The organism is Cupriavidus sp. CPT47-8839-RL05A, from assembly GCF_058792255.1.
Map to the genome: position 1 here is coordinate 76779 of NZ_JBYTEG010000021.1, position 18777 is coordinate 95555.

Consider the following 18777-nt stretch of genomic DNA (forward strand, 5'->3'; position numbering starts at 1 on the left):
ACATGACCAGGACATATTTTTCCCGGGCGCGAACGCCGGCAGGCCCAGGCACCAGAGTGCACCTGCCGCGCCACGCAACGCCAACGCGAACCAGCCCTCCTAGCACACGATGAACAACACCCCACGCCTGCTGGCTGCCGTCGACATGGGTTCGAACAGCTTCCGCCTGATGATCGGGCGGGTGGACGAGACCCCCACGGCCAATGGCCCGGCCAGCCAGATCTTCCAGGTCGACGCGCTGCGCGAGCCGGTGCGCCTGGCCGCCGGCCTGACTCCCGACAAATACCTGGACCAGCCCGCGCGGCGCCGTGGCATCGATGCGCTGCGGCGCTTCGGCGACCGGCTGCGCGAGTTCGCGCCCAACCAGGTGCGTGCCGTCGCCACCAATACACTGCGCGTGGCCAAGAACGCGTCCGAGTTCCTGATCGAGGCCGAAAGCGCGCTGGGCTTCCCGATCGAAGTGATCGCCGGGCGCGAGGAAGCGCGGCTGATCTACCTCGGGGCCTCGCACGACGCCCCGGCCTGCCAGGGCAACCGCCTGGTGGTCGATATCGGCGGCGGCTCGACCGAGTTCATCATCGGCAACGGCTACCAGTCCAAGCTGATGGAAAGCCTGTATATCGGCTGCGTATCGCACAGCCGCCAGTTCTTCCCCAGCGGCAACGTCGACGAATACGCGATGAAGCAGGCCGAGCTGGCCGCGCGCCGCGAGATCCAGGTGCTGGTGCGCCAGTACCGCGCCGCGGGCTGGGAGCAGGCGGTCGGCTCGTCGGGCACGGCGCGCGCGCTGGCCGAGCTGATCGAACTCAATGGCATGAACGACAGCACCGCCGAGCACGGTATCACGCGCGAAGGGCTGGAGCGCCTCAAGCGCGCGCTGATCAAGGCCGAGAACACCAACCGCGTCAAGCTGACCGGCCTCAAGGCGGACCGCATCCCGGTGCTGCCGGGCGGCTTGTCGATCATGCTGGGCGTGTTTGCCGAACTCGATATCGAGCGCATGGATGTCACCGACGGCGCGCTGCGGCTGGGCGTGCTGTACGACCTGCTCGGACGCAGCCACCATGAGGACATGCGCACCGTCACGGTGGACCAGTTCATGCGCCGCTACGGCGTGGACCGGGCCCAGTCCGGCCGCGTGCGCCGTGCCGCGCAGACGCTGCTGTCACAGTTCCCGGAGCCGGCCAACGAACGGCGCGAGGACAACCTGGCGCTGCTGGGCTGGGCCGCCAGCCTGCATGAGACCGGCATGTCGATCTCGCACAGCGGCTACCACAAGCATTCGGCCTATATCGCCACCCATGCCGACATGCCGGGCTTCTCCAAGACCGACCAGGCGCGGCTGGCGACGCTGCTGCTGGGCCATGCGGGCAAGCTCGGCAAGCTGTCGGGCAGCGGCAGGTTCGTCGACTGGCGCATGCTGTTCAGCCTGCGCCTGGCCTTTGTGCTGTGCCGCCGCCGCTCGGACGTGGCCTTGCCCGATATCCGCGTGAGCCAGCTGGCCGAGGCGCTGGACGAAGGCTTCACCGTGCGCCTGCCGAAGGTGTGGATCGAGGCCAATCCGCTGATCGAATACAGCCTGGCACAGGAGGCTGACGAATGGCAGCGGATTGGCAAGCGCTACAAGGTCATCTACGACTGAGCGCAGGGCGGAGGGCGGCCGCCAGGGCGGCGGCCGCTGACAGGCGCCTGGTGCCGCTCAGGCGCCGTTGTTCAGGCCGAGGAAGTGGCGGGCGTAGCGCGGGTTCATGTCGTTCACGCGCAGCAGCGTCAGGAAGTCCGCCACGTTGAAGTCCGGATCCCAGGCCGGCTGGCCGCAGATTTTTGCGCCCAGGCGCAGGTAGCCCTTGATCAGCGCGGGCGGCTCGACATCCAGCTGCTGGTTCAGGTCCTCGACCGGCAGTGGCACGCGCGGGAAGGCGTGGTATTCGATCGGCGCCAGCGAGCGCTCGCTGAACAGCCGGTGCAGGCTGGCCGCATAGTGGCCGCCGTCGTTCATCGGCACGCTGGCGCAGCCCAGCATCGATTCGATGCCCCAGCGCTGCAGGTACTCGCCCAGGCCGCCCCACAGCGCCATGATGACGCTGCCCGAACGGTAGTCGCGGTGCACGCAGGAGCGGCCCAGTTCCAGCATCTTGGGGCGCAGGTGGGCCAGGCGCACCAGGTCGAATTCAGATTCCGCGTACAGGCAGCCCAGGCGCTTGGCCTGGTGCGGCGGCAGCACGCGGTAGGTGCCCACCACGCGCAGACTGGCCATGTCGCGCACGATCAGGTGGTCGCAGTAGGCATCGAACATGTCGATGTCCAGCTCCGGCACCGAAGAGGTCAGGCGCGCGCCCATTTCCTCGGCAAAGACCTTGTAGCGCAGGCGCTGGGCTTCGACTACTTCGTCCTGGTGGCGCGCCCACGCCACGCTGAGAACAGGCGATTCATGTGCCGGTGTATCTGATTGGCGATGAAGACGGCTCCGCGCCGTCTGGCCACCAAGGCCATTGGGCAGAGAGTCGAAAAGCGGCTGGGTGGGCGTCGGCAGATCTCGCATCAGTATGTCCTTTTGGTGACGAAACTGTTGCGATGCAATGTAGTGAGAGCGGGTGACAGTGCCGTGACCCGGGGATGACGGTTCCGTGACGTCCGCTGCCAGGGCGGACGGTCGGGCGCTTTCGCGAGATGGGTCAGGGTGTGCGTTGCGATCCTGGACAGCAATATGACGATCAGCCGGGCCATTCATGGGGAATCTCCGTGACAACTGCTAATCGGCACCGGAAGAGGCGCCAAGGCCACTCTAGTAACGGTAGATTCCGCCCGCCATCAGCTATTTCTGATTTTGACGGGACAAAATGGGCCAGGTGCCGTCAGGCGGCACCTGGCACGCCGGGGGGCTCAGAGGAATTCGGGGTTGATGACGGCGCGCAGCACGGTCTGCGCCTCGCTTTCGCGGGTGCGGCCGGTCAGCCACCAGATGCCGCTCTTGCGCACGCTCCAGTTCATCTCCGAGCCGGCCAGCAGCAGGCTGGCGACGCGGCCGATCCAGGGCTGGTGCCCGACTACCACCACGTGCTCGGGGCGTTCCGGCCACTCGACTGCTGCAAGCACTGCGCTGACGTCGGCGCCGGGCGCAAGGGCGTCAATGATCTCCGCCTCGGCAGACAGCGCGGCCGCCGTTTCACGGGTGCGCAGCGCAGGGCTGCAAAGGACGCGGGTGTCGGCCGGCAGATGCGCGCGCAGCCATTTGGCGGATACCTCCGCCTGCTTGCGGCCGCGGCGTGTCAGCGGGCGCTGCAGGTCGGCATGGCGGCTCAGGCTGAGCGCGTCGGGGAGGTCTTCGGCTTCGGCGTGGCGCCACAGGATCAGGTTCATGTCGGGCAGGGCAATGAGCGAGCTTCGAGTATGGTGAAGCGGCCCGACCGGTGCAAGCGCCAGCTGGCCCGCGCCGATGGCGCAGGCCAGGCTGCGCGCGGCGCGTAAACGGAAGCAGGCTGCCTGTCGGGCAGCCCGCAAGTGTGTCCGGGCGCGGTGTCAGCGGCGTGACAGCGCGTCGGCGCACAACGGCCGCGGCGCGGGCGACAGCCGCGTATGCGGTATCGCCGGGGCCGTGCAGAAACTCAGGACTTGTGGCGGAAGTTGATGCGTCCCTTGGTCAGGTCATAGGGCGACATTTCCAGGGTGACACGGTCGCCGGCCAGGATGCGGATGCGGTGCTTCTGCATCTTGCCCGAAGCGTATGCCCAGATTTCGACACCGTTTTCCAGCGTGACACGATAGCGGTTGTCAGGCAGGGCTTCCGACACCACGCCGCCAAATTCAATGAGTTCTTCCTTAGCCAATCTGTCTTCCTTTTCGGCAGCCCGTGAAGGCTGCGTGGTTGCGATTTCAAAAATCCTGTTCGGTTCGCCCGGCACGGCGCGGAACCGCGGCATGTTTCGCCGGTTGCGGCGAAGCGCGCCTTGGGTTGTTCGGGGCAAGCTCACGCGGACTGCGGCGCGCGGCGCCTGATGCTCGGTCCTGTCAGCGGTATCGCCCAACGGGCGCGGATGGCTTGGGCGACGGCCTGGCCGCTGACGGCCGGGGAGACCGTGTGCTTTGCGGAGCAGGCGGGCAGGTTGTACCCGGTGGTTCGCCAGTTTGGTGTCGTCGCGGAAGGCCCGCGCCGGCGGCTGCTGTTCGCTCGCGAAGAGCGCGCTGGTGAGAACGCCCGGTTACAGGGATGCACGGACACCCCGGGGGCTACTTTGACATTGTATCACGTACGCAGTTGCAGCATGACCGGCACGTTGCGGCAGATCGCCGGCCGCGACGGTTGCACCGTGCCGGGCAGGTCGGCAATTCATGTGCCTTGAAAGGCGTGTCTTGCGGCCTGGCCGGCTTGGTATTTGCCCCGTATGAGCTAGAACTAACTCGTACGGCCTTGCCGGGCCGGATCTCGCAAGGAGACTGCCATGGAACTCCATCTGGAATCGCACCGCTACGTTCGCTGCCGGCCGGACTGGCGGGCCGCAGTGGTGGCGGGGCTGATTGCCGGCGCGGTCTACATGGTGCTGGAACTGCTGACGGCGCGCTTCCTGCTGTATCAGGGGGCCTGGGGCACCGTGAAGATGGTCGCGGCCATCATCCTCGGGCGTGAAGCCCTGTCTGCCGATGCCTTCAACTGGACAGTCGTGCTTTCGGCGGGGACGGTGCACTTCGCGCTGTCGATCATCCTGGCGGCGGTGCTGGCGATGATCCTGTCGTCATTCCGCTTCGATTCCAGCCTGTGGCTGGCCTCGGTGGTCGGGATCGTGTTTGGCGTGGTGGTCTACCTGGTCAATTTCTATCTGCTGGGAACCTACTTCAACTGGTTCGACGAGGCCCGCGGCTGGGAAAGCCTGTTTGCCCACGCGCTCTTCGGGCTGGTGGCGGCCGACGTCTACTGCAATCTCGAGCGACGGCGCGGCGAGGCGGAACAGCAGCCTGCCTGAACCACGTGGTGGGGATGAGGGAGGACCGGCGGCAGCCGGCACCCTCCCGGCCGGCGCCTCCAGCTAGCCCATCTGGTTGATATGACGTTTAACGCGCTCGCACTAACCTAAAGGCAAACAATCAGAGCGGCCGCCGCCAACCATGCCCGCGGACGGCTACACCGGAGTACCGAGCCCATGCGGGTCGCCATCGTCAGTACCGAAACCACCGGGCTCACGCCAGCGGACGAGCCCGTCAGCATCGGCCTGTTGCTTGTCGAAGTGGCGCCGCGGGCTGGCACGCTGTTGCGCGAGATCACCGACTATTACGGTTCGCAGGAGCCCACCGTGCCGATCAGCGAAGCGGCCACCGGCACGCACGGGCTGACCGCGGAGATGCTGCGCGGGCGACGCTTTGACGTCGATGCCATCCGTGCCATCGTTGACGACGCGGATGTGCTGGTCGCCCACGGCGCCGAATTCGATGCGCGGATGCTGGGAAAAGTGCTTCCCGACATCCAGCACAAGCGCTGGCGCTGCTCGGTGCGCCAGGTCCGCTGGTCCCAGTACTTCCACGTCCCTAACCACAAGCTCGATACGCTGTGCGAGCACCTGCGCATCTTCCGGCCCCGTCCGCAGGTTGCGCTGGATGATTGCCTGGCGCTGTCCAAGCTGCTGTTCCAGCACATGGGTGCAGCCGGCCAGGCCACGCCCATGGGCTTCCTGCTGGCCGAGTCCGACTTTGTGCCGCGGGTTGCATTCATCGTGCCTGCGCCGCCCGCGCCGCCGCCGTCACCTGCGGTCCCGGCCGAGGCAGGCCAGTCGTGGATGCCAAAGGTCGAGACCGGCCATGCTGGCCCAAGCCGGCGGCTGGTCATCGTCGCGGTGATGCTGATGCTGTTCGCGGGGGCGCTGATCTGGCCGGACTTGCTGCGGTGGTGAGAACAGATCGTGCCTGTCCGGCTATTGGACGCGGTTGGCAGAAAAGAAAAACGGCCTGGATCTTTCGATCCAAGCCGTTGTTTCCATTGGGTATTTCTGGTCGGAGCGATAGGATTCGAACCTACGACCCTCTGATCCCAAATCAGATGCGCTACCAGGCTGCGCTACGCTCCGAAGCCGGCCATTGTAGCCGGCCCCCGCGATCGCGGTCAATCTAATGTGATGATGCGCCGCTCTGGCGCACTCAACCTTGCCGGCCTGCTCCCCCTTCTGGCGGGGACGCTTTGGCTTGACTTGGGTTTGCGCGCTGGGATAATCCGCACACCGCACCAGTCCGACCGGCGTGCTTTTGGGAACGCCCGGTTTGCCTATTCCTTCCGGACTGACCTGATCACCACAACAATAACGGCGCTCCCGCCCGCGGCGGGCGCCTCGGCGTGTTTGCGTCTGCCGGCTGGCGGCGCCAGCCGGCCTGAAAACGGGTATGCGGCTTTGATAACAACGGTCCGACACAGGACCGGTAAAGAGCAGGTAACAGCGGCGCCATGCGGTGCACCGCTGGTCGCCTTGGACGGGAATGAAGATGTTTCAGTCGCACATAGTTGTGCTCATCGCGGGGTTGTTCGCCCTGCAGATGGCTGTGGTTTGCGTGGTATTGCGCCGCTCGGCGGGCATGGATCGCAGCGGCCTGACGTCGTGGGCGCTGGGAAGCGTGCTGGCCGCAATGGCAGCGACCCTGGCGGCGGTGCAGGAACTGCGCCCGCTGTGGCTGGTACTGGAATCGAGCGACCTGGCGCTGCTGGCGGCGCTCTCGGTCATGGCCGTGGGCGCGCGGCATTTCGCTGGCCGGCCCGGCCGCGCCGCGCCGTTGCTGGCGCTCAACCTGGCGGCCGCAGCGGCGGTGGCCTGGCACGACCTGGCGCCGCAGTATCTTGCCGTGCCGGCGCTGATGCCGGAGATGCCACCGCTGCTGACGATGTGCCATATCGCACTGCTGCTGGACCTGGCCCGCAGCGCCTTGCCGTCGGTGCCGGCCACGCGCGGCACCGGCCGGCTGGCGGCGTTGTCGCTGGTATTGATCGTCATCGCCGTGGCGGCCATCAACGCATGGACCGTGGCGCTGCCGCTGGCGGCAGTCATGCAGGGCGGCGCCTGGCCGCGGCCGATGCCGTGGGACGGCGAACTCGCCATGCTCAACGTCTTTGCACTGGTGGGCGTGTCGGTCAGCTTTGCGCTGATGGCACACGACCGGCTGCGGCGTATGCTGGAGCGGCGCGCGCGCCATGACGACCTGACCGATGTGCTGCTGCGCGGCGCGTTCTGGGAAGAGCTGGAGGCAGCCTGCCTGCGCGCCGAGCGGCAGCGCAAGCCCCTGACGGTGGCCTTTGTCGACCTCGATCACTTCAAGGCAATCAACGATGTCTACGGCCACCTGGCGGGCGACAGCGTGCTGCGGCATTTCGCCGGGCAACTGCGCAAGAATTTTGGCCAGCTCGAGGTGGCGGGGCGCCTGGGCGGCGAGGAATTTGCCATCCTGATGCCGGATACGGCGCTGGAGCAGGGCCGGCTGGCCTGCCTGCGGCTGGCCACGGCGGTGCGCGCCACGCCATGCCCGTCTGAACCCGATCCGATTGCCTATACCGTCAGCATCGGCCTGGCGGCGCGGCAGCCGGGCGAAGGCGCCGATGCGCTGATGCGACGCGCGGACCGTGCGCTATACGACGCCAAGCTGAAAGGGCGCAACTGCGTGTCCCTGCATCCGGCAGGCAGCGAGGCGGGCGCCGATGGCGGCGCGGACGATGGCCACTACATCACGCGCGGACAGCCGCGTGCCGCCTCCTGATATGCGCCGCTTGTCACTGCGCAGCGGCGCTGCGGTAGAATGCACGCCTTCGCGTCCTTAGCTCAGTTGGATAGAGCACTCGCCTTCTAAGCGAGCGGTCAGAGGTTCGAATCCTCTAGGACGCGCCAGCCCCTTGGGGTCATCCCATGGATTCAGGTTACTGATTCCCGCCGGGCGATTCCCCGCCTGGTCTGTCACGCTCGTGGCACCGACGTCCTTCCCATGTAGCGATTGGCATACGTCTTGAGGTTGTTCCGGCCGGGTCACTCGTCTAGACTGGATTTCACCTTCCCAAGAGACCGGTACTTAACCCGGCTTGGTGAGGGCCGGCGGTGAGGCTGCCGATCCGATACCTTTGCGGTGATCTGCAGGGAGACCAGCGATGTTGCCCACGCCCACTTCAGAGAGAGCGCTGTCCCGCGGACTACTCGATGTCCTGATCCGTGCCGGGCTGATCGCGGTGCTGGCCATCTTCTGCTTCCGGATATTCCGCCCCTTCCTTGATCTCATTGTCTGGTCCGTGATCCTGGCGGTGACCATCTACCCGCTGCAGGTCAGGCTCAGGCGCCGGCTGGGCAACAAGGACGGCCGCGCCGCCACGCTGATCGTGCTGGCCGCCATTGCCATCATTGCGCTGCCAGCCTACCTGCTGGGCGCTGCCATGATCGACTCGATGGAGCATGCTATCGCCATCGTCAAGAGCGAAGGCATTCATATTCCGCCACCGCATGAGTCGGTAGCCAGCTGGCCGCTGGTTGGCCAGCGCCTGTATGACTTCTGGCTGCAAGCCGCCTCGGACCTGGCCGGCCTGATGCAGACGCTGGCGCCTCAGCTCAAGGCAATCACTCTGGCCGTGCTGGCCGCAGCCGCCGGCATCGGCAAGGGGCTGCTGATCTTCGTCTTCGCGCTGATTATCGGGGGCATTTTCATGGCCTACGGCGAGGCCGGCAACCGTAGCGCCGTGCAGATTGCCTCGCGCATTTTCGGCCTGGAGCGGGGCCAGCGCATCGCCACGCTATGCACGGCGACCATCCGCGCGGTGGCGCAGGGTGTGGTCGGCATCGCCTTCATCCAGATGCTGCTGATCGGCATAGGCTTTGTGATCAAGGGGGTTCCTGCCGCGGGCGTGCTGGCCATGGCAGTGCTGCTGCTGGGCATCGCGCAGTTGCCGGCCACGCTGATCACGGTGCCGGTAATCATCTATGTCTTTGCCACGGAAGGTGCCAGCGTTGCCACCATCGTCTTCTCCATCTACGTCTTCGTTGCGGGACTGGCCGACAACGTGCTCAAGCCACTGCTGCTCGGGCGCGGCGTCGATGTGCCGATGCCGGTGGTATTGATCGGTGCCCTGGGCGGCATGGTGACAGGCGGCGTGATCGGCCTGTTCATCGGTCCGGTGGTGCTTGCGGTCGGGTATCAGCTGTTCTGGCAATGGGTGGAAGACCCGCCGCTGCAGGCGGATCCCGGCAACCAGCAACAGACCTGAAGTGGTCCGGGCCGCCCATGTCGCGCTGGAATCATCCATTGCGCGCATTGCTGGCCGGCGCCTGCTGCCTTGGCGGCTGCGCGCGCCTGGGGCCCGATTTCCAGCCGCAGCATGAACCCTGGACGCAGCAGTGGCACAGCCCGGCGCTTGAGCAGGCGACCGAGCAGCGGGCCCAGCCCGACATCCGCGAGTGGTGGCAGGTCTTTGCCGACCCGACGCTCGAACGCCTGATCGCCGAAGCCGACGCGCACAATGCCAGCCTGCGGATTGCCGGCCTGCGCGTGATGGAAGCGCGCGCCCAACTGGGCATTGCCCAGAGCGGGCGCTTCCCGCAACTGCAGCAGGCCAGTGCCGATGCCCTGTACACGGACCGCCGGCAGGCCGGCGGCCTCAACCCGCAGAACAGCCGCTTCTGGCAATACAGCGCGGGCTTCGATATCGGCTGGGAACTCGATTTCTGGGGCCGCTTCAGCCGCGCCATCGAGTCTGCCGATGCTGTCTATTTTGCCGCCCGCGCCAACCGCGACGATGTGCTGGTGCTGCTGCGCGCCCAGGTGGCAGAGACCTACTTTGCGCTGCGCACGGCCGAGGCACGGCTGCGCATCGCTCGCGAAAACGCGGCGCTGCAAAAGCGCAGCCTTGAAATCACCGAGCGGCTGTTCAAGAGCGGCGAGACCGACGAGCTCGACCTGCAGCAAGCGAAGACGCAGTACCTGGGCACCCTGAGCACCATCCCTGAGTTTGAAAGCCAGATCATGCGCACCCGCAATGCCCTGGCGGTGCTGATGGGCCGCCCGCCAGGCCCGTTGCCGGAGCTGCCGGAACTGGCGGGCAAGGAAGGGGTGATTCCACTGATCGATCGCGCGGTACTGCAGGACGTGCCCGCCAGCCTGCTCTCGCGCCGTCCGGACATCCGCGCCGCCGAGCTGCAGATCGCCGCGCAATCGGCGCTGATCGGCGTGGCCGAAGCCGATCTCTATCCGTCGCTGACGCTGCTGGGCAGCATTGTCTGGTCTGCCAGCACGCTGGCCGGTACGCCCAACAGCCTGGCCCTGATCGGCGGCCCCAGCCTGCGCTGGAACGTGTTCGACTATGGCCGCATCAAGAACACCGTGCGCGTGCAGGACGCCCGCCTGCAGCAGCTGATCGTCGCCTACCAGGATGCCGTGCGCCAGGCGGCGCGCGAGGCCGACGATGCCGCCAGTGCCCTGATCAAGGCGCTGGAGCGCGAGCAGATCCTGCGCGACAGCGCGCTGGCCGCCAGGCGTTCGCTGACGCTGGCCAACGCGCTCTACCGCGAAGGCTACTCGGACTTCCAGCGCGTGCTGGATTCCCAGCGTGCGCTGGCCGCCCAGCAGGACACCTACCTGGTCAACCGCAGCAATGCCGTCAGCAACCTGATCGCGTTGTACAAGGCGCTCGGCGGCGGCTGGCACAGCGAGCAGCCACTGGTGGACCCGGCCACCCGTGAGCAGATGCAGCACCGCACCGACTGGGGGAACCTGCTGGATGAACCAGGCCCGCCGTCCGCCGGTGCCAGCCTCCCTGTGAAGCAGAGGTAGATCTCCCTGAGCGAGTGCCGATGAGCGATGCCCCGCAACCCCCCGCAGCCCCAGCGCCCAGCGCACCGCCGCCCGCCGCCGACCCGGCAAGGAAGGGCGTGCGCTGGGTGCTCTTGCTGATCGTCATCAGCCTGGCCTGGTACCTGTTTGCCGACCGGTTGACCCCGTACACGCAGCAGGCGCGGGTACAGGCTTTCGTGGTGCCGGTTGCGGCGGAAGTGTCCGGGCGCGTGACCAAGGTCCATGTGCGCAACAACCAGGACGTCGCGGCAGGCACTGTCCTGTTCGAGGTCGATCCCCAGCACTACAAGATTGCCGTGGACCGCGCCCGCGCCGATCTGGAGTCGACACGCCGGCAGATCGGCGCCAGCACCGCCGGCATCGAATCGGCGCAGGCATCGCTGCGCGCAGCACGCGCCAACGAGCTCAAGGCGCGCCAGGACAGCGATCGCCTGGAGCGCCTGTACAGCGATGATCCCGGCACCATCTCCCTGCGCCGTCTGGAGGTGGCGCGGGCCAGCCTCGAGCAGGCTGTCAGCCAGGTCGCCGCCGCCAAGGCCGAGGTCCAGCGTGCGCGCGAACAGCAGGGGGGCAGCGAGGAAGAGAACGCCAAGCTGCGCAGCGCCGCCACCGCCCTGGAAAAGGCCGAACTGGATCTTGCCAATACGCGGGTGCGGGCGCGCGCCGCCGGGCTGGTCACCGACCTGCGCACCGACGCCGGCCAGTTTGCCGCAGCCGGCAACCCGGTCATGACGCTGATCGCGATCCACGATCTGTGGATCAGCGCGGAGATGACCGAGAACAACCTGGGCCGTGTCGAACCCGGCACGCCGGTTGCCATCGTGCTGGATGCGCTGCCGGGCAGGATCTTCGAAGGCCGTGTGCGCAGCGTTGGCTATGGCGTCAACGTCGGCCCGAGCACGCCGCCGGGCAGCTTGCCGACGGTGCAGAACAGCCGAGACTGGCTGCGTCCGGCACAACGCTTCCCGGTGGTGGTCGAGTTTGCCCAGGGCGAACTCGCCTCGATGCGGGGCATTCGCGTGGGCGGGCAGGCCGAAGTCATGGCGTTTCCCACCCAGGGCAACCCGCTCAATCCGCTCGGCCGCGTATTCCTGTACCTGATGAGCTGGCTTTCCTATGTCTACTGACAGCCCGGCGCTGCCGTTGCCCGCGCGCGATCCACGCGCCCAGCGTTCGCTGCGCCTGGCCAGCGGCACCGCGCTGTGCCTGGCGGCCAGCTTCGGCCTGGGCCTGCCGATCCCCATGCTCGCGCCGGTGCTCGGCGTATTCCTGCTGGCCAGCGTCAACCAGCCGATGTCGGCCAAGGCCGGGCTGGGCCTGGTGCTGGTCGTGATGCTGACCACCGGCACCGGCCTGCTGCTGATCCCCTTGCTGCGCTACTATCCCGTCAGCGGCGTGCTGATGATCGGCCTGTGCCTGTTCCTGGCCTTTCGCTACGGATTGCGCGGCGGCAATAACCTGGTCTCCACCTTGCTGGTGGTCGGCCTGACCATGATCTCGGCGGCGGGCACCATCGATTTCGGGCTGGCGGTCATGGTCATCGATGCCCTGGTCAAGGGACTGCTCGTCGCGGTCGCGGTGCTGACACTTGGCCACTGGCTGTTTCCCGAACCGTCCGGCGCGCAGGCGCGGCCTGCGGCCAAGGCTCTGCCGGATGACCAGGCCGCCTGGATTGCGCTGCGCGCGGCGCTGGTGGTGATGCCGGCCTTCCTGCTGGCGCTGAACGATCCGGCCGCGTACATCCCGATCATCATGAAAGCGGTCAGCCTCGGCCGGCAAAGCTGCACCACCACGGCACGCGGCGCCGGGCGGGAGCTGCTTGGCTCGACCATGTTCGGCGGCGTGCTGGCCATCGTGTTCTGGTGTGCACTCAGCCTGTTCGTGCATTTGTGGATGTACTTCCTGTGGATGCTGCTGTTCGGCCTGCTGGCGGCGCGCAAGCTGTATGGCCTCAGCCCGTCGCGGTACCCGCCAGGCTTCTGGGTGAACACTCTCGTGACGCTGATCATCCTGCTGGGCCAGTCCGTGCAGGACAGCGCGGCCGGAAAGGATGTCTATACCGCCTTCGCCGTGCGCATGGGCCTGTTTATCGGCGTCACGCTGTATGCCTGGCTGATGATCGAGCTGCTCGACCAGCCGCGCGGCGCACGACGGCGCGCCCGCTGAAGAGGCCGGTCGTGCTGAGCAACCTGCTGATCGGCCTTCCCGTAATGCTGCTGTGCCTGCTGCTGCAGGCGCTCTTCGTGGCCATCTGCCTGCGCTACTACGTGCGCTTCAAGCATGCCCGGCAAGGCCGCGAATCGCTGTGGCAGGACGTCCTGCTGTTGTCGGTTGTGATGATGCTGATGCTGCTTGGCAATTTCGTGCAGATGGCGATCTGGGCCGTCTTGTTCATGCTGCTGGGCGAGTTCGGCGATTTCGCTACCGCGCTCTATCACTCGGGCGTGAACTTCGCCACGCTGGGCTACGGCGATATCGTCATGTCCGAAGCCCGGCGCTTGCTGGGGCCGCTCGAGGCGGCCAACGGCATCCTGATGTTCGGCGTCTCCACCGCAGTGATGACCGCGGCGGTGCTGGACGTGATCAAGCGCAACCCGGCCAGGCTGCGGCAGGACGAGCGGCCATAGGGATGGGGGCGTCGGGCGCAGCCCGGGCCGGGACTGGGACGGTTCTAATATCGGATGCCGAATCGCGGGCGGGGCTGGGCAATCGATGCATCCCGATCTCTGCGAAAGCTGGCCCGCCGCGCTGCGTTTTTCCGGTCAGGAAATCGTGTAGGTGGTACGTTCCCCGGGGTTGTAGAGGTCCCTGGCCAGTTGCAGGATCTGGTCCCGATGATGGTCGAAGGTGGCGAGAAGGGCGGATTCTTCCGCGGCACCCTGGTGGCTCAGGCGCAGAAGGATTTCGTCAGTGACCTGAAAGGCCACTTCGCGCGCGTTGTCGTAGCCCCAGAAGCAAACGCAGTGCCGCGCCGCATCGTAGCTGCGGCTGGGATTGGGAAAATTCAGTGCCATTGCAGACTCCTGTCCGGTCACGGTACGCCGTGCGTGTTGGGCTTGCTGGCGCCAGCCGGTGCTGCCGCCCCTAGTATGCGCCTGTTTCCCGCGAGCTGGGCATGTGTCCCCGCGGCCTGCTGGAGCGCATGGCCGCGGTCTTCGCGAAAGATATTTCTTTCGCCGGCGATTTAGCGCGTATGCTGGGATTGCCATTATCTCCAGGCAAGCCATTCAGGAGCCCATCATGGCCAAGAGTCAACTACGCAGCAGCCGCGAAGCCAAGAAACCCAAGCAACCGAAGAAGCCATCCGTGCCGGCCTCACCCTTCAGCACGGTCCAGTTTCGCGGGCACGATGAGGTCGCCAAGAAGAAGAAATGACTGAGACCGACAGTGCAGGGATCGTCTGGTCCCTTGTGTTCCTGGCCGTGTTGGTCGGGGTCTACGGCTACATCATCCGGGTGGGCATCCACCACAAGCCGGTGTTCGGCATAGCGAAGCACTCGCTTCGGTACTGGTGGCACCGGCTGGTCCACGTGACCAAGTAAGCAACGCCGGCCAGTCAGGCCGGCGCGGGCAAGATTTGCGGTTTTGCCGCACAATACAGCCTGCGCGCCGCACAGGAGCACGCTGGATCGATCAGAGGCGAGGGCACTGACCTCGCCCGTCAGCGGGCGGCATTTTGTTGAACATCCTGCAATCCTGTACATGGCCGCCCCACATGCACATTCCGCCGCGGATCCCGTCCGCGGCGCAGACGCTTCCGTTTCTTCCCGCGATCGCAATCCATCCGGCCGCCTGCCGCTGCTGGCGCTCGGGGTCGGCAGCTTCGGCATCGGCACCGGCGAATTCGTCATCATGGGCCTGCTGCCCGATGCCGCCAGCGACCTCGCCATCTCCATCCCGCAAGCCGGCCACCTGATCAGCGCCTATGCGCTGGGCGTGGTCATCGGCGCGCCGCTGCTGGCGGTGCTGGGCGCGCGCTGGCCGCGGCGCAACCTGCTGATCGCGCTGATGGCGGTGTTTGCCGCCGGCAATATCGCCAGCGCGCTGGCGCCTTCCTATCTGTCGATGATGGTGGCGCGCCTGCTCACGGGTTTTCCGCATGGCACGTACTTTGGCGTGGCGGCGCTGGTGGCCGCCAGCCTGGTCCCGCGCGAACGGCGCGCGCAGGCGGTGGGGCTGGTGATGCTGGGCCTGACCACTGCCACGCTGGTGGGCGTGCCGATCGCCGCCACGGTCGGCACCTGGCTGGGCTGGCGCTCGGCCTTCCTGATTGTCGGTGCCCTCGGCGCACTGACGGCGCTGCTGGTGTGGCGGTGGGTCCCGTTCGTGCCGGCCGACCGGTGCGCCAGCCCGCTGCGCGAACTGTCGGCGCTCAAGCGCAAGCAGGTCTGGCTGACGCTCGGTATCGGCGCGATCGGCTTCGGCGGCATGTTCTCGGTGTTCAGCTATATCAAGCCGACCATGCTGGAGCTGGCGCATATGCCGGCGGCGGGCATCCCGGTGGTGCTGGCCTTGTTCGGCATCGGCACGGTGGCGGGCAACCTTGCCGGCGCGAAGCTGGCCGACAAGGCATTGATGCCGACCATCGGCGGCGTGCTGGTGTGGGCGGCGCTGGTGCTGGGCGCCTTCGCCTTGACCGCGTCGCATCCCTGGCTGGCTGCCATCAATGTGCTGCTGGTGGGCACCACGGTGGCACTGGGCCCGGCCTTGCAGATCCGGCTGATGGATGTCTCCGGCGACGCGCAGACGCTGGCCGCGGCCCTCAACCACTCGGCCTTCAACATGGCCAACGCGCTCGGCGCGTGGCTGGGCGGGGTGACCATTGCCGCCGGCTACGGCTGGGAGTCCACCGGCTGGGTCGGCCTGCTGCTGGCGCTGGGCGGCCTGGTGGTCTATGCGTGGTCGATGCTGAGCATGGGTCGGCAGGGCGCGCCAGCCGCGGCGCAAGCGTGATGCAGGCGGACCTGGTGTGCGCACCAGGTCTGCAAGGAACAAAAAAGGGGTGCCTCATCGGGCACCCCTTTTTCATGCATCCGCTGGCGGGACGGGCTTACTCTGCGTCCGCGACGCTGGCGCCGACCACGTTGAAGCCGCCGTCGACATAGGTGATCTCGCCGGTCACGCCGCTGGCCAGGTCGGACAGCAGGAAGGCGGCCACGTTGCCGACTTCTTCGATGGTGACGTTGCGGCGCAGTGGCGCGGCCTGCTCGAAGTGGCCGAGCAGCTTGCCGAAGCCTTTGATGCCCGAGGCGGCCAGGGTCTTGATCGGGCCGGCGGAGATGCCGTTGGCGCGGATGCCGCGCGGACCGACCGACGAGGCCAGGTAGCGCACGCTGGCTTCCAGCGAGGCCTTGGCCAGGCCCATGGTGTTGTAGTTGGGGACCACGCGCTCGGCGCCCAGGTAGGTCAGCGTCAGCAGCGAGGCCTTGTCCGACAGCAGCGGCAGCGCGGCCTTGGCCAGCGCCGGGAAGCTGTAGGCGGAGATGTCATGGGCGATGCGGAAACCTTCGCGCGACAGGCCTTCCAGGAAGTCGCCGGCGATCGCCTCGCGCGGCGCGAAGCCGATCGAGTGCACCAGGCCGTCGAACTTATCCCAGCGCTGGCCCAGCGCGGCGAAGGTCGCGGCGATCTGCTCGTCGCTGCCGACGTCGCATTCGAACACCAGGTCGCTGCCGAATTCCTTGGCAAAGTCGCTGATCCGGTCCTTGAACCGTTCGCCGACATAGGTGAAGGCTAGTTCGGCGCCTTCGCGTTTGCACGCCGATGCGATGCCATAGGCGATCGACCGGTTAGAGAGCAAGCCGGTGATCAGGATCCGCTTACCTGCCAGAAATCCCATAAGTTCTCCAAGGTGGTGTATCAGGCACGCTTCGTGCGTCCGCCGTGCGGCCGTGTGCGTGCCTTTGCTGTCTTGCGGTCGTTTTTATTGCGCCGCGCAGAGGGAATGTCCGGATGGCTGGCGCCACCCCGGACGCATGTAAAATTGTCTCATACTTGGCCCGGCCACAGAATGCCGGGCCCCACAGGTCATAGTGGAGGAATCCAACGGGATGCCTATTCAAGCACGTTGGCCGCTTCAGGCGGCATGGCAGTGCTTCCGGCGGGATGCGGTACTGCGCGGTTGGGTTGCAAGCGGGCTGGCCATGGCGCTGGCGGCGGGGGTCTCTCTCTTTTCCAATCCGGCGCTGGCGGCGCATGGCTTCGCGCTGCACGGGGACCTGAAGTACCAGGCGGATTTCCGGCATTTCGACTATGCCAATCCCAATGCACCCGCCGGCGGCACGCTGACACTCGCCAATCCGGACCGGCGCACCAGTTTCGACAAGTTCAATCCGTTCACGCTGAAGGGCACGTCGGCGCCCGGCCTGAACGCGCTGATGTTCGAGTCGCTGCTGATCAGCAGCGCCGACGAGAGCGCGAGCGCCTATGGCTTGCTCGCCGAGGACGTCACGGTGGCGCCGGACGAGCTGTCGGTCACGTTCACCATCCGGCCCCAGGCGCGCTTCTCCAATGGCGACCCGGTGCTGGCGTCGGATGTCAAATATTCTTATGACATGCTGATGAGCAAGGCCTCGAGTCCGGGCTATCGCAGCATGTGTACCGATGTGAAGGCGGTGATCGTCGCCGGCGAGCGCACGGTGCGCTTCGAATTCAAGCAGCGCAACCGCGAGCTGCCGCTGATCGTAGGCTCGCTGCCGGTGTTCTCGAAGAAATGGACGGCCAAGGTCCCGTTCGAGAAGCTGACCTTCGAGCCGCCGGTCACCAGCGGCCCCTACCTGATCGAGCGCTATGACGCCGGCCGCGGCATCATCTTCCAGCGCGACCCGAAGTACTGGGGCAAGGATCTCGCGGTGCGCCGCGGCACCTTCAATTTCGCGCGCGTGGCCTACCGCCTGTACAAGGACGAGACCGCCAAGCTCGAGGCCTTCAAGGCAGGGGAGTTCGACGCCATCGTCGAATACAAGGCCAAGAACTGGGCCAAGAGCTACCAGGGCACCCGCTTTCGCAACGGCGAGCTGCTGAAGACCGAGTTCCCGCACCGCAACGGTGCCGGCATGCAGGGCTTCGTGATGAATATGCGCAAGCCGGTGTTCCAGGACGTGCGCGTGCGCCAGGCCCTGATCCTTGCGCTGGACTTCGAATGGCTGAACCGGCAGTTGTTCTACGGCGCCTACAGGCGGCTGGACAGCTGGTTCTCCAACAGCGAGCTGGCCGCCAGCGCCACCTTCGATGGCCGGCCCGGCCCGGGCGAGCTGGCGCTGCTTGAGCCGCTGCGCGCGGAATTGCCGCCGGAGGTGTTCGGCCCGGACGTGGTCCAGCCCAGCACTGCGGCGCCGCGTTCGCTGCGCGACAACCTGCGCCAGGCACGGCGCCTGCTGGCCCAGGCCGGCTGGACCTATACGGATGGCGCGCTGCGCAACGCCAAGGGCGAGACGCTGGTGTTCGAGTTCCTCGACGACGGCGGCGCCATGAGCCGCGTCATCACCACCTATGTGCGCAACCTGGAGAAGCTTGGCATCCAGGTGAACCAGCGCACCACGGACTTTGCGCTGTACCAGAAGCGGCTGGAGGATTTCGACTTCGACATGGTGTCGATCCGCTTTCCCGACTCGCAAAGCCCCGGCAACGAGCTGCGCGACCGCTTTTCCAGCGAGGCGGCCGGCACGCCGGGCTCGGACAACCTGTTCGGGCTGAAGTCGCCCGTGGTCGACAAGCTGGTGGACAACGTCTTGCACGCCCATACCCGGCAGGAGCTGGTCACCGCCGGGCGGGCGCTGGACCGGGTGCTGATGCATGGCTACTACATCGTGCCGAACTGGTACAGCGCATCGCACCGCGTGTCATACCGCAAGACGCTGGCCTACCCGGAGCGCCTTCCCTATTACTACACGGCCGAAGGCTGGATCCTGAGCCAATGGTGGCGCACGGACCTGCAGCCGCAGGCGCGCTGACGCGCCCGCCGCGACCAAGACAAGGAAGAGGACC

General features: G+C 66.6%; 18 protein-coding genes and 2 tRNA genes. 14 read left to right on the forward strand and 6 right to left on the reverse strand.

Annotated features, from left to right (window positions below):
- Window positions 1–109 precede the first annotated feature (109 nt).
- Window positions 110–1642, forward strand: coding sequence for an exopolyphosphatase (gene ppx / locus AC3WVS_RS23925; RefSeq protein WP_492320602.1), 1533 nt, complete (start codon window positions 110–112; stop codon window positions 1640–1642).
- Between the two features lie 57 nt (window positions 1643–1699).
- On the opposite strand, the gene AC3WVS_RS23930 is transcribed toward ppx, so the two are convergent.
- The 3 genes from AC3WVS_RS23930 to infA all read right to left on the reverse strand — a co-directional run bounded on the left by AC3WVS_RS23930 (window position 1700) and on the right by infA (window position 3827).
- Window positions 1700–2542 (reverse strand): GNAT family N-acetyltransferase, encoded by an 843-nt coding sequence (locus AC3WVS_RS23930; protein ID WP_492320603.1) that lies wholly within the window; start codon window positions 2540–2542, stop codon window positions 1700–1702.
- Between the two features lie 341 nt (window positions 2543–2883).
- Entirely contained in the window at window positions 2884–3360 is a 477-nt protein-coding gene (locus AC3WVS_RS23935; protein ID WP_492320604.1) for a SixA phosphatase family protein, read from the reverse strand.
- A gap of 245 nt (window positions 3361–3605) precedes the next feature.
- Window positions 3606–3827: a translation initiation factor IF-1 gene (gene infA / locus AC3WVS_RS23940; RefSeq protein ID WP_008641674.1), complete on the reverse strand. Its 222-nt coding sequence runs from the start codon at window positions 3825–3827 to the stop codon at window positions 3606–3608.
- Between the two features lie 612 nt (window positions 3828–4439).
- On the opposite strand from infA, the gene AC3WVS_RS23945 reads away from it, so the two are divergent.
- Window positions 4440–4958 carry a hypothetical protein gene (locus tag AC3WVS_RS23945; protein WP_492320605.1) on the forward strand — a complete coding sequence of 173 codons (519 nt, stop codon included), beginning with the start codon at window positions 4440–4442 and terminating at the stop codon, window positions 4956–4958.
- 177 nt (window positions 4959–5135) lie between these two features.
- The gene (locus AC3WVS_RS23950; RefSeq protein ID WP_492320606.1) at window positions 5136–5879 is read left to right on the forward strand and encodes an exonuclease domain-containing protein; all 744 of its coding nucleotides are present in this window, start codon (window positions 5136–5138) and stop codon (window positions 5877–5879) included.
- A 97-nt stretch (window positions 5880–5976) separates the two neighbouring features.
- On the opposite strand, the gene AC3WVS_RS23955 is transcribed toward AC3WVS_RS23950, so the two are convergent.
- Window positions 5977–6053, reverse strand: a tRNA-Pro gene (locus AC3WVS_RS23955).
- Window positions 6054–6462: 409 nt separating this feature from the next.
- On the opposite strand from AC3WVS_RS23955, the gene AC3WVS_RS23960 reads away from it, so the two are divergent.
- The 7 genes from AC3WVS_RS23960 (at window position 6463) to AC3WVS_RS23990 (ending at window position 13418) form a co-directional block, all read left to right on the forward strand.
- Complete coding sequence (locus tag AC3WVS_RS23960; protein ID WP_492320607.1) at window positions 6463–7722, forward strand: GGDEF domain-containing protein; 1260 nt, start codon at window positions 6463–6465, stop codon at window positions 7720–7722.
- A 51-nt stretch (window positions 7723–7773) separates the two neighbouring features.
- Window positions 7774–7850, forward strand: a tRNA-Arg gene (locus AC3WVS_RS23965).
- 254 nt (window positions 7851–8104) lie between these two features.
- Window positions 8105–9208 carry an AI-2E family transporter gene (locus tag AC3WVS_RS23970; RefSeq protein WP_492320608.1) on the forward strand — a complete coding sequence of 368 codons (1104 nt, stop codon included), beginning with the start codon at window positions 8105–8107 and terminating at the stop codon, window positions 9206–9208.
- Between the two features lie 17 nt (window positions 9209–9225).
- Window positions 9226–10770 carry an efflux transporter outer membrane subunit gene (locus AC3WVS_RS23975; RefSeq protein ID WP_492320609.1) on the forward strand — a complete coding sequence of 515 codons (1545 nt, stop codon included), beginning with the start codon at window positions 9226–9228 and terminating at the stop codon, window positions 10768–10770.
- A 20-nt stretch (window positions 10771–10790) separates the two neighbouring features.
- Entirely contained in the window at window positions 10791–11918 is a 1128-nt protein-coding gene (locus AC3WVS_RS23980; RefSeq protein ID WP_492320610.1) for an HlyD family secretion protein, read from the forward strand.
- The gene (locus AC3WVS_RS23985) at window positions 11908–12957 is read left to right on the forward strand and encodes a DUF2955 domain-containing protein (RefSeq protein WP_492320611.1); all 1050 of its coding nucleotides are present in this window, start codon (window positions 11908–11910) and stop codon (window positions 12955–12957) included. The genes AC3WVS_RS23980 and AC3WVS_RS23985 overlap by 11 nt, the downstream gene beginning before the upstream one ends.
- A gap of 11 nt (window positions 12958–12968) precedes the next feature.
- Window positions 12969–13418 carry a potassium channel family protein gene (locus AC3WVS_RS23990; RefSeq protein WP_492320612.1) on the forward strand — a complete coding sequence of 150 codons (450 nt, stop codon included), beginning with the start codon at window positions 12969–12971 and terminating at the stop codon, window positions 13416–13418.
- A 135-nt stretch (window positions 13419–13553) separates the two neighbouring features.
- On the opposite strand, the gene AC3WVS_RS23995 is transcribed toward AC3WVS_RS23990, so the two are convergent.
- The gene (locus AC3WVS_RS23995) at window positions 13554–13805 is read right to left on the reverse strand and encodes a DUF1488 family protein (RefSeq protein ID WP_010814281.1); all 252 of its coding nucleotides are present in this window, start codon (window positions 13803–13805) and stop codon (window positions 13554–13556) included.
- 226 nt (window positions 13806–14031) lie between these two features.
- On the opposite strand from AC3WVS_RS23995, the gene AC3WVS_RS24000 reads away from it, so the two are divergent.
- The 3 genes from AC3WVS_RS24000 to AC3WVS_RS24010 all read left to right on the forward strand — a co-directional run bounded on the left by AC3WVS_RS24000 (window position 14032) and on the right by AC3WVS_RS24010 (window position 15744).
- The gene (locus AC3WVS_RS24000) at window positions 14032–14166 is read left to right on the forward strand and encodes a hypothetical protein (protein ID WP_013957262.1); all 135 of its coding nucleotides are present in this window, start codon (window positions 14032–14034) and stop codon (window positions 14164–14166) included.
- Entirely contained in the window at window positions 14163–14333 is a 171-nt protein-coding gene (locus AC3WVS_RS24005) for a hypothetical protein (protein WP_492320613.1), read from the forward strand. Before AC3WVS_RS24000 ends, AC3WVS_RS24005 begins: the two co-directional genes overlap by 4 nt.
- Window positions 14334–14493: 160 nt before the next feature.
- The gene (locus AC3WVS_RS24010) at window positions 14494–15744 is read left to right on the forward strand and encodes an MFS transporter (protein ID WP_492320614.1); all 1251 of its coding nucleotides are present in this window, start codon (window positions 14494–14496) and stop codon (window positions 15742–15744) included.
- Window positions 15745–15841: 97 nt separating this feature from the next.
- Here the strand turns inward: AC3WVS_RS24010 and fabI are convergent, their stop codons facing one another.
- On the reverse strand, window positions 15842–16630 hold the full coding sequence (gene fabI / locus AC3WVS_RS24015; protein WP_010814278.1) for an enoyl-ACP reductase FabI: 789 nt from the start codon (window positions 16628–16630) through the stop codon (window positions 15842–15844).
- Between the two features lie 211 nt (window positions 16631–16841).
- Here fabI and AC3WVS_RS24020 point away from each other — a divergent pair, with 211 nt between their 5' ends.
- Entirely contained in the window at window positions 16842–18743 is a 1902-nt protein-coding gene (locus AC3WVS_RS24020) for an extracellular solute-binding protein (RefSeq protein ID WP_492320615.1), read from the forward strand.
- Window positions 18744–18777: the final 34 nt, after the last annotated feature.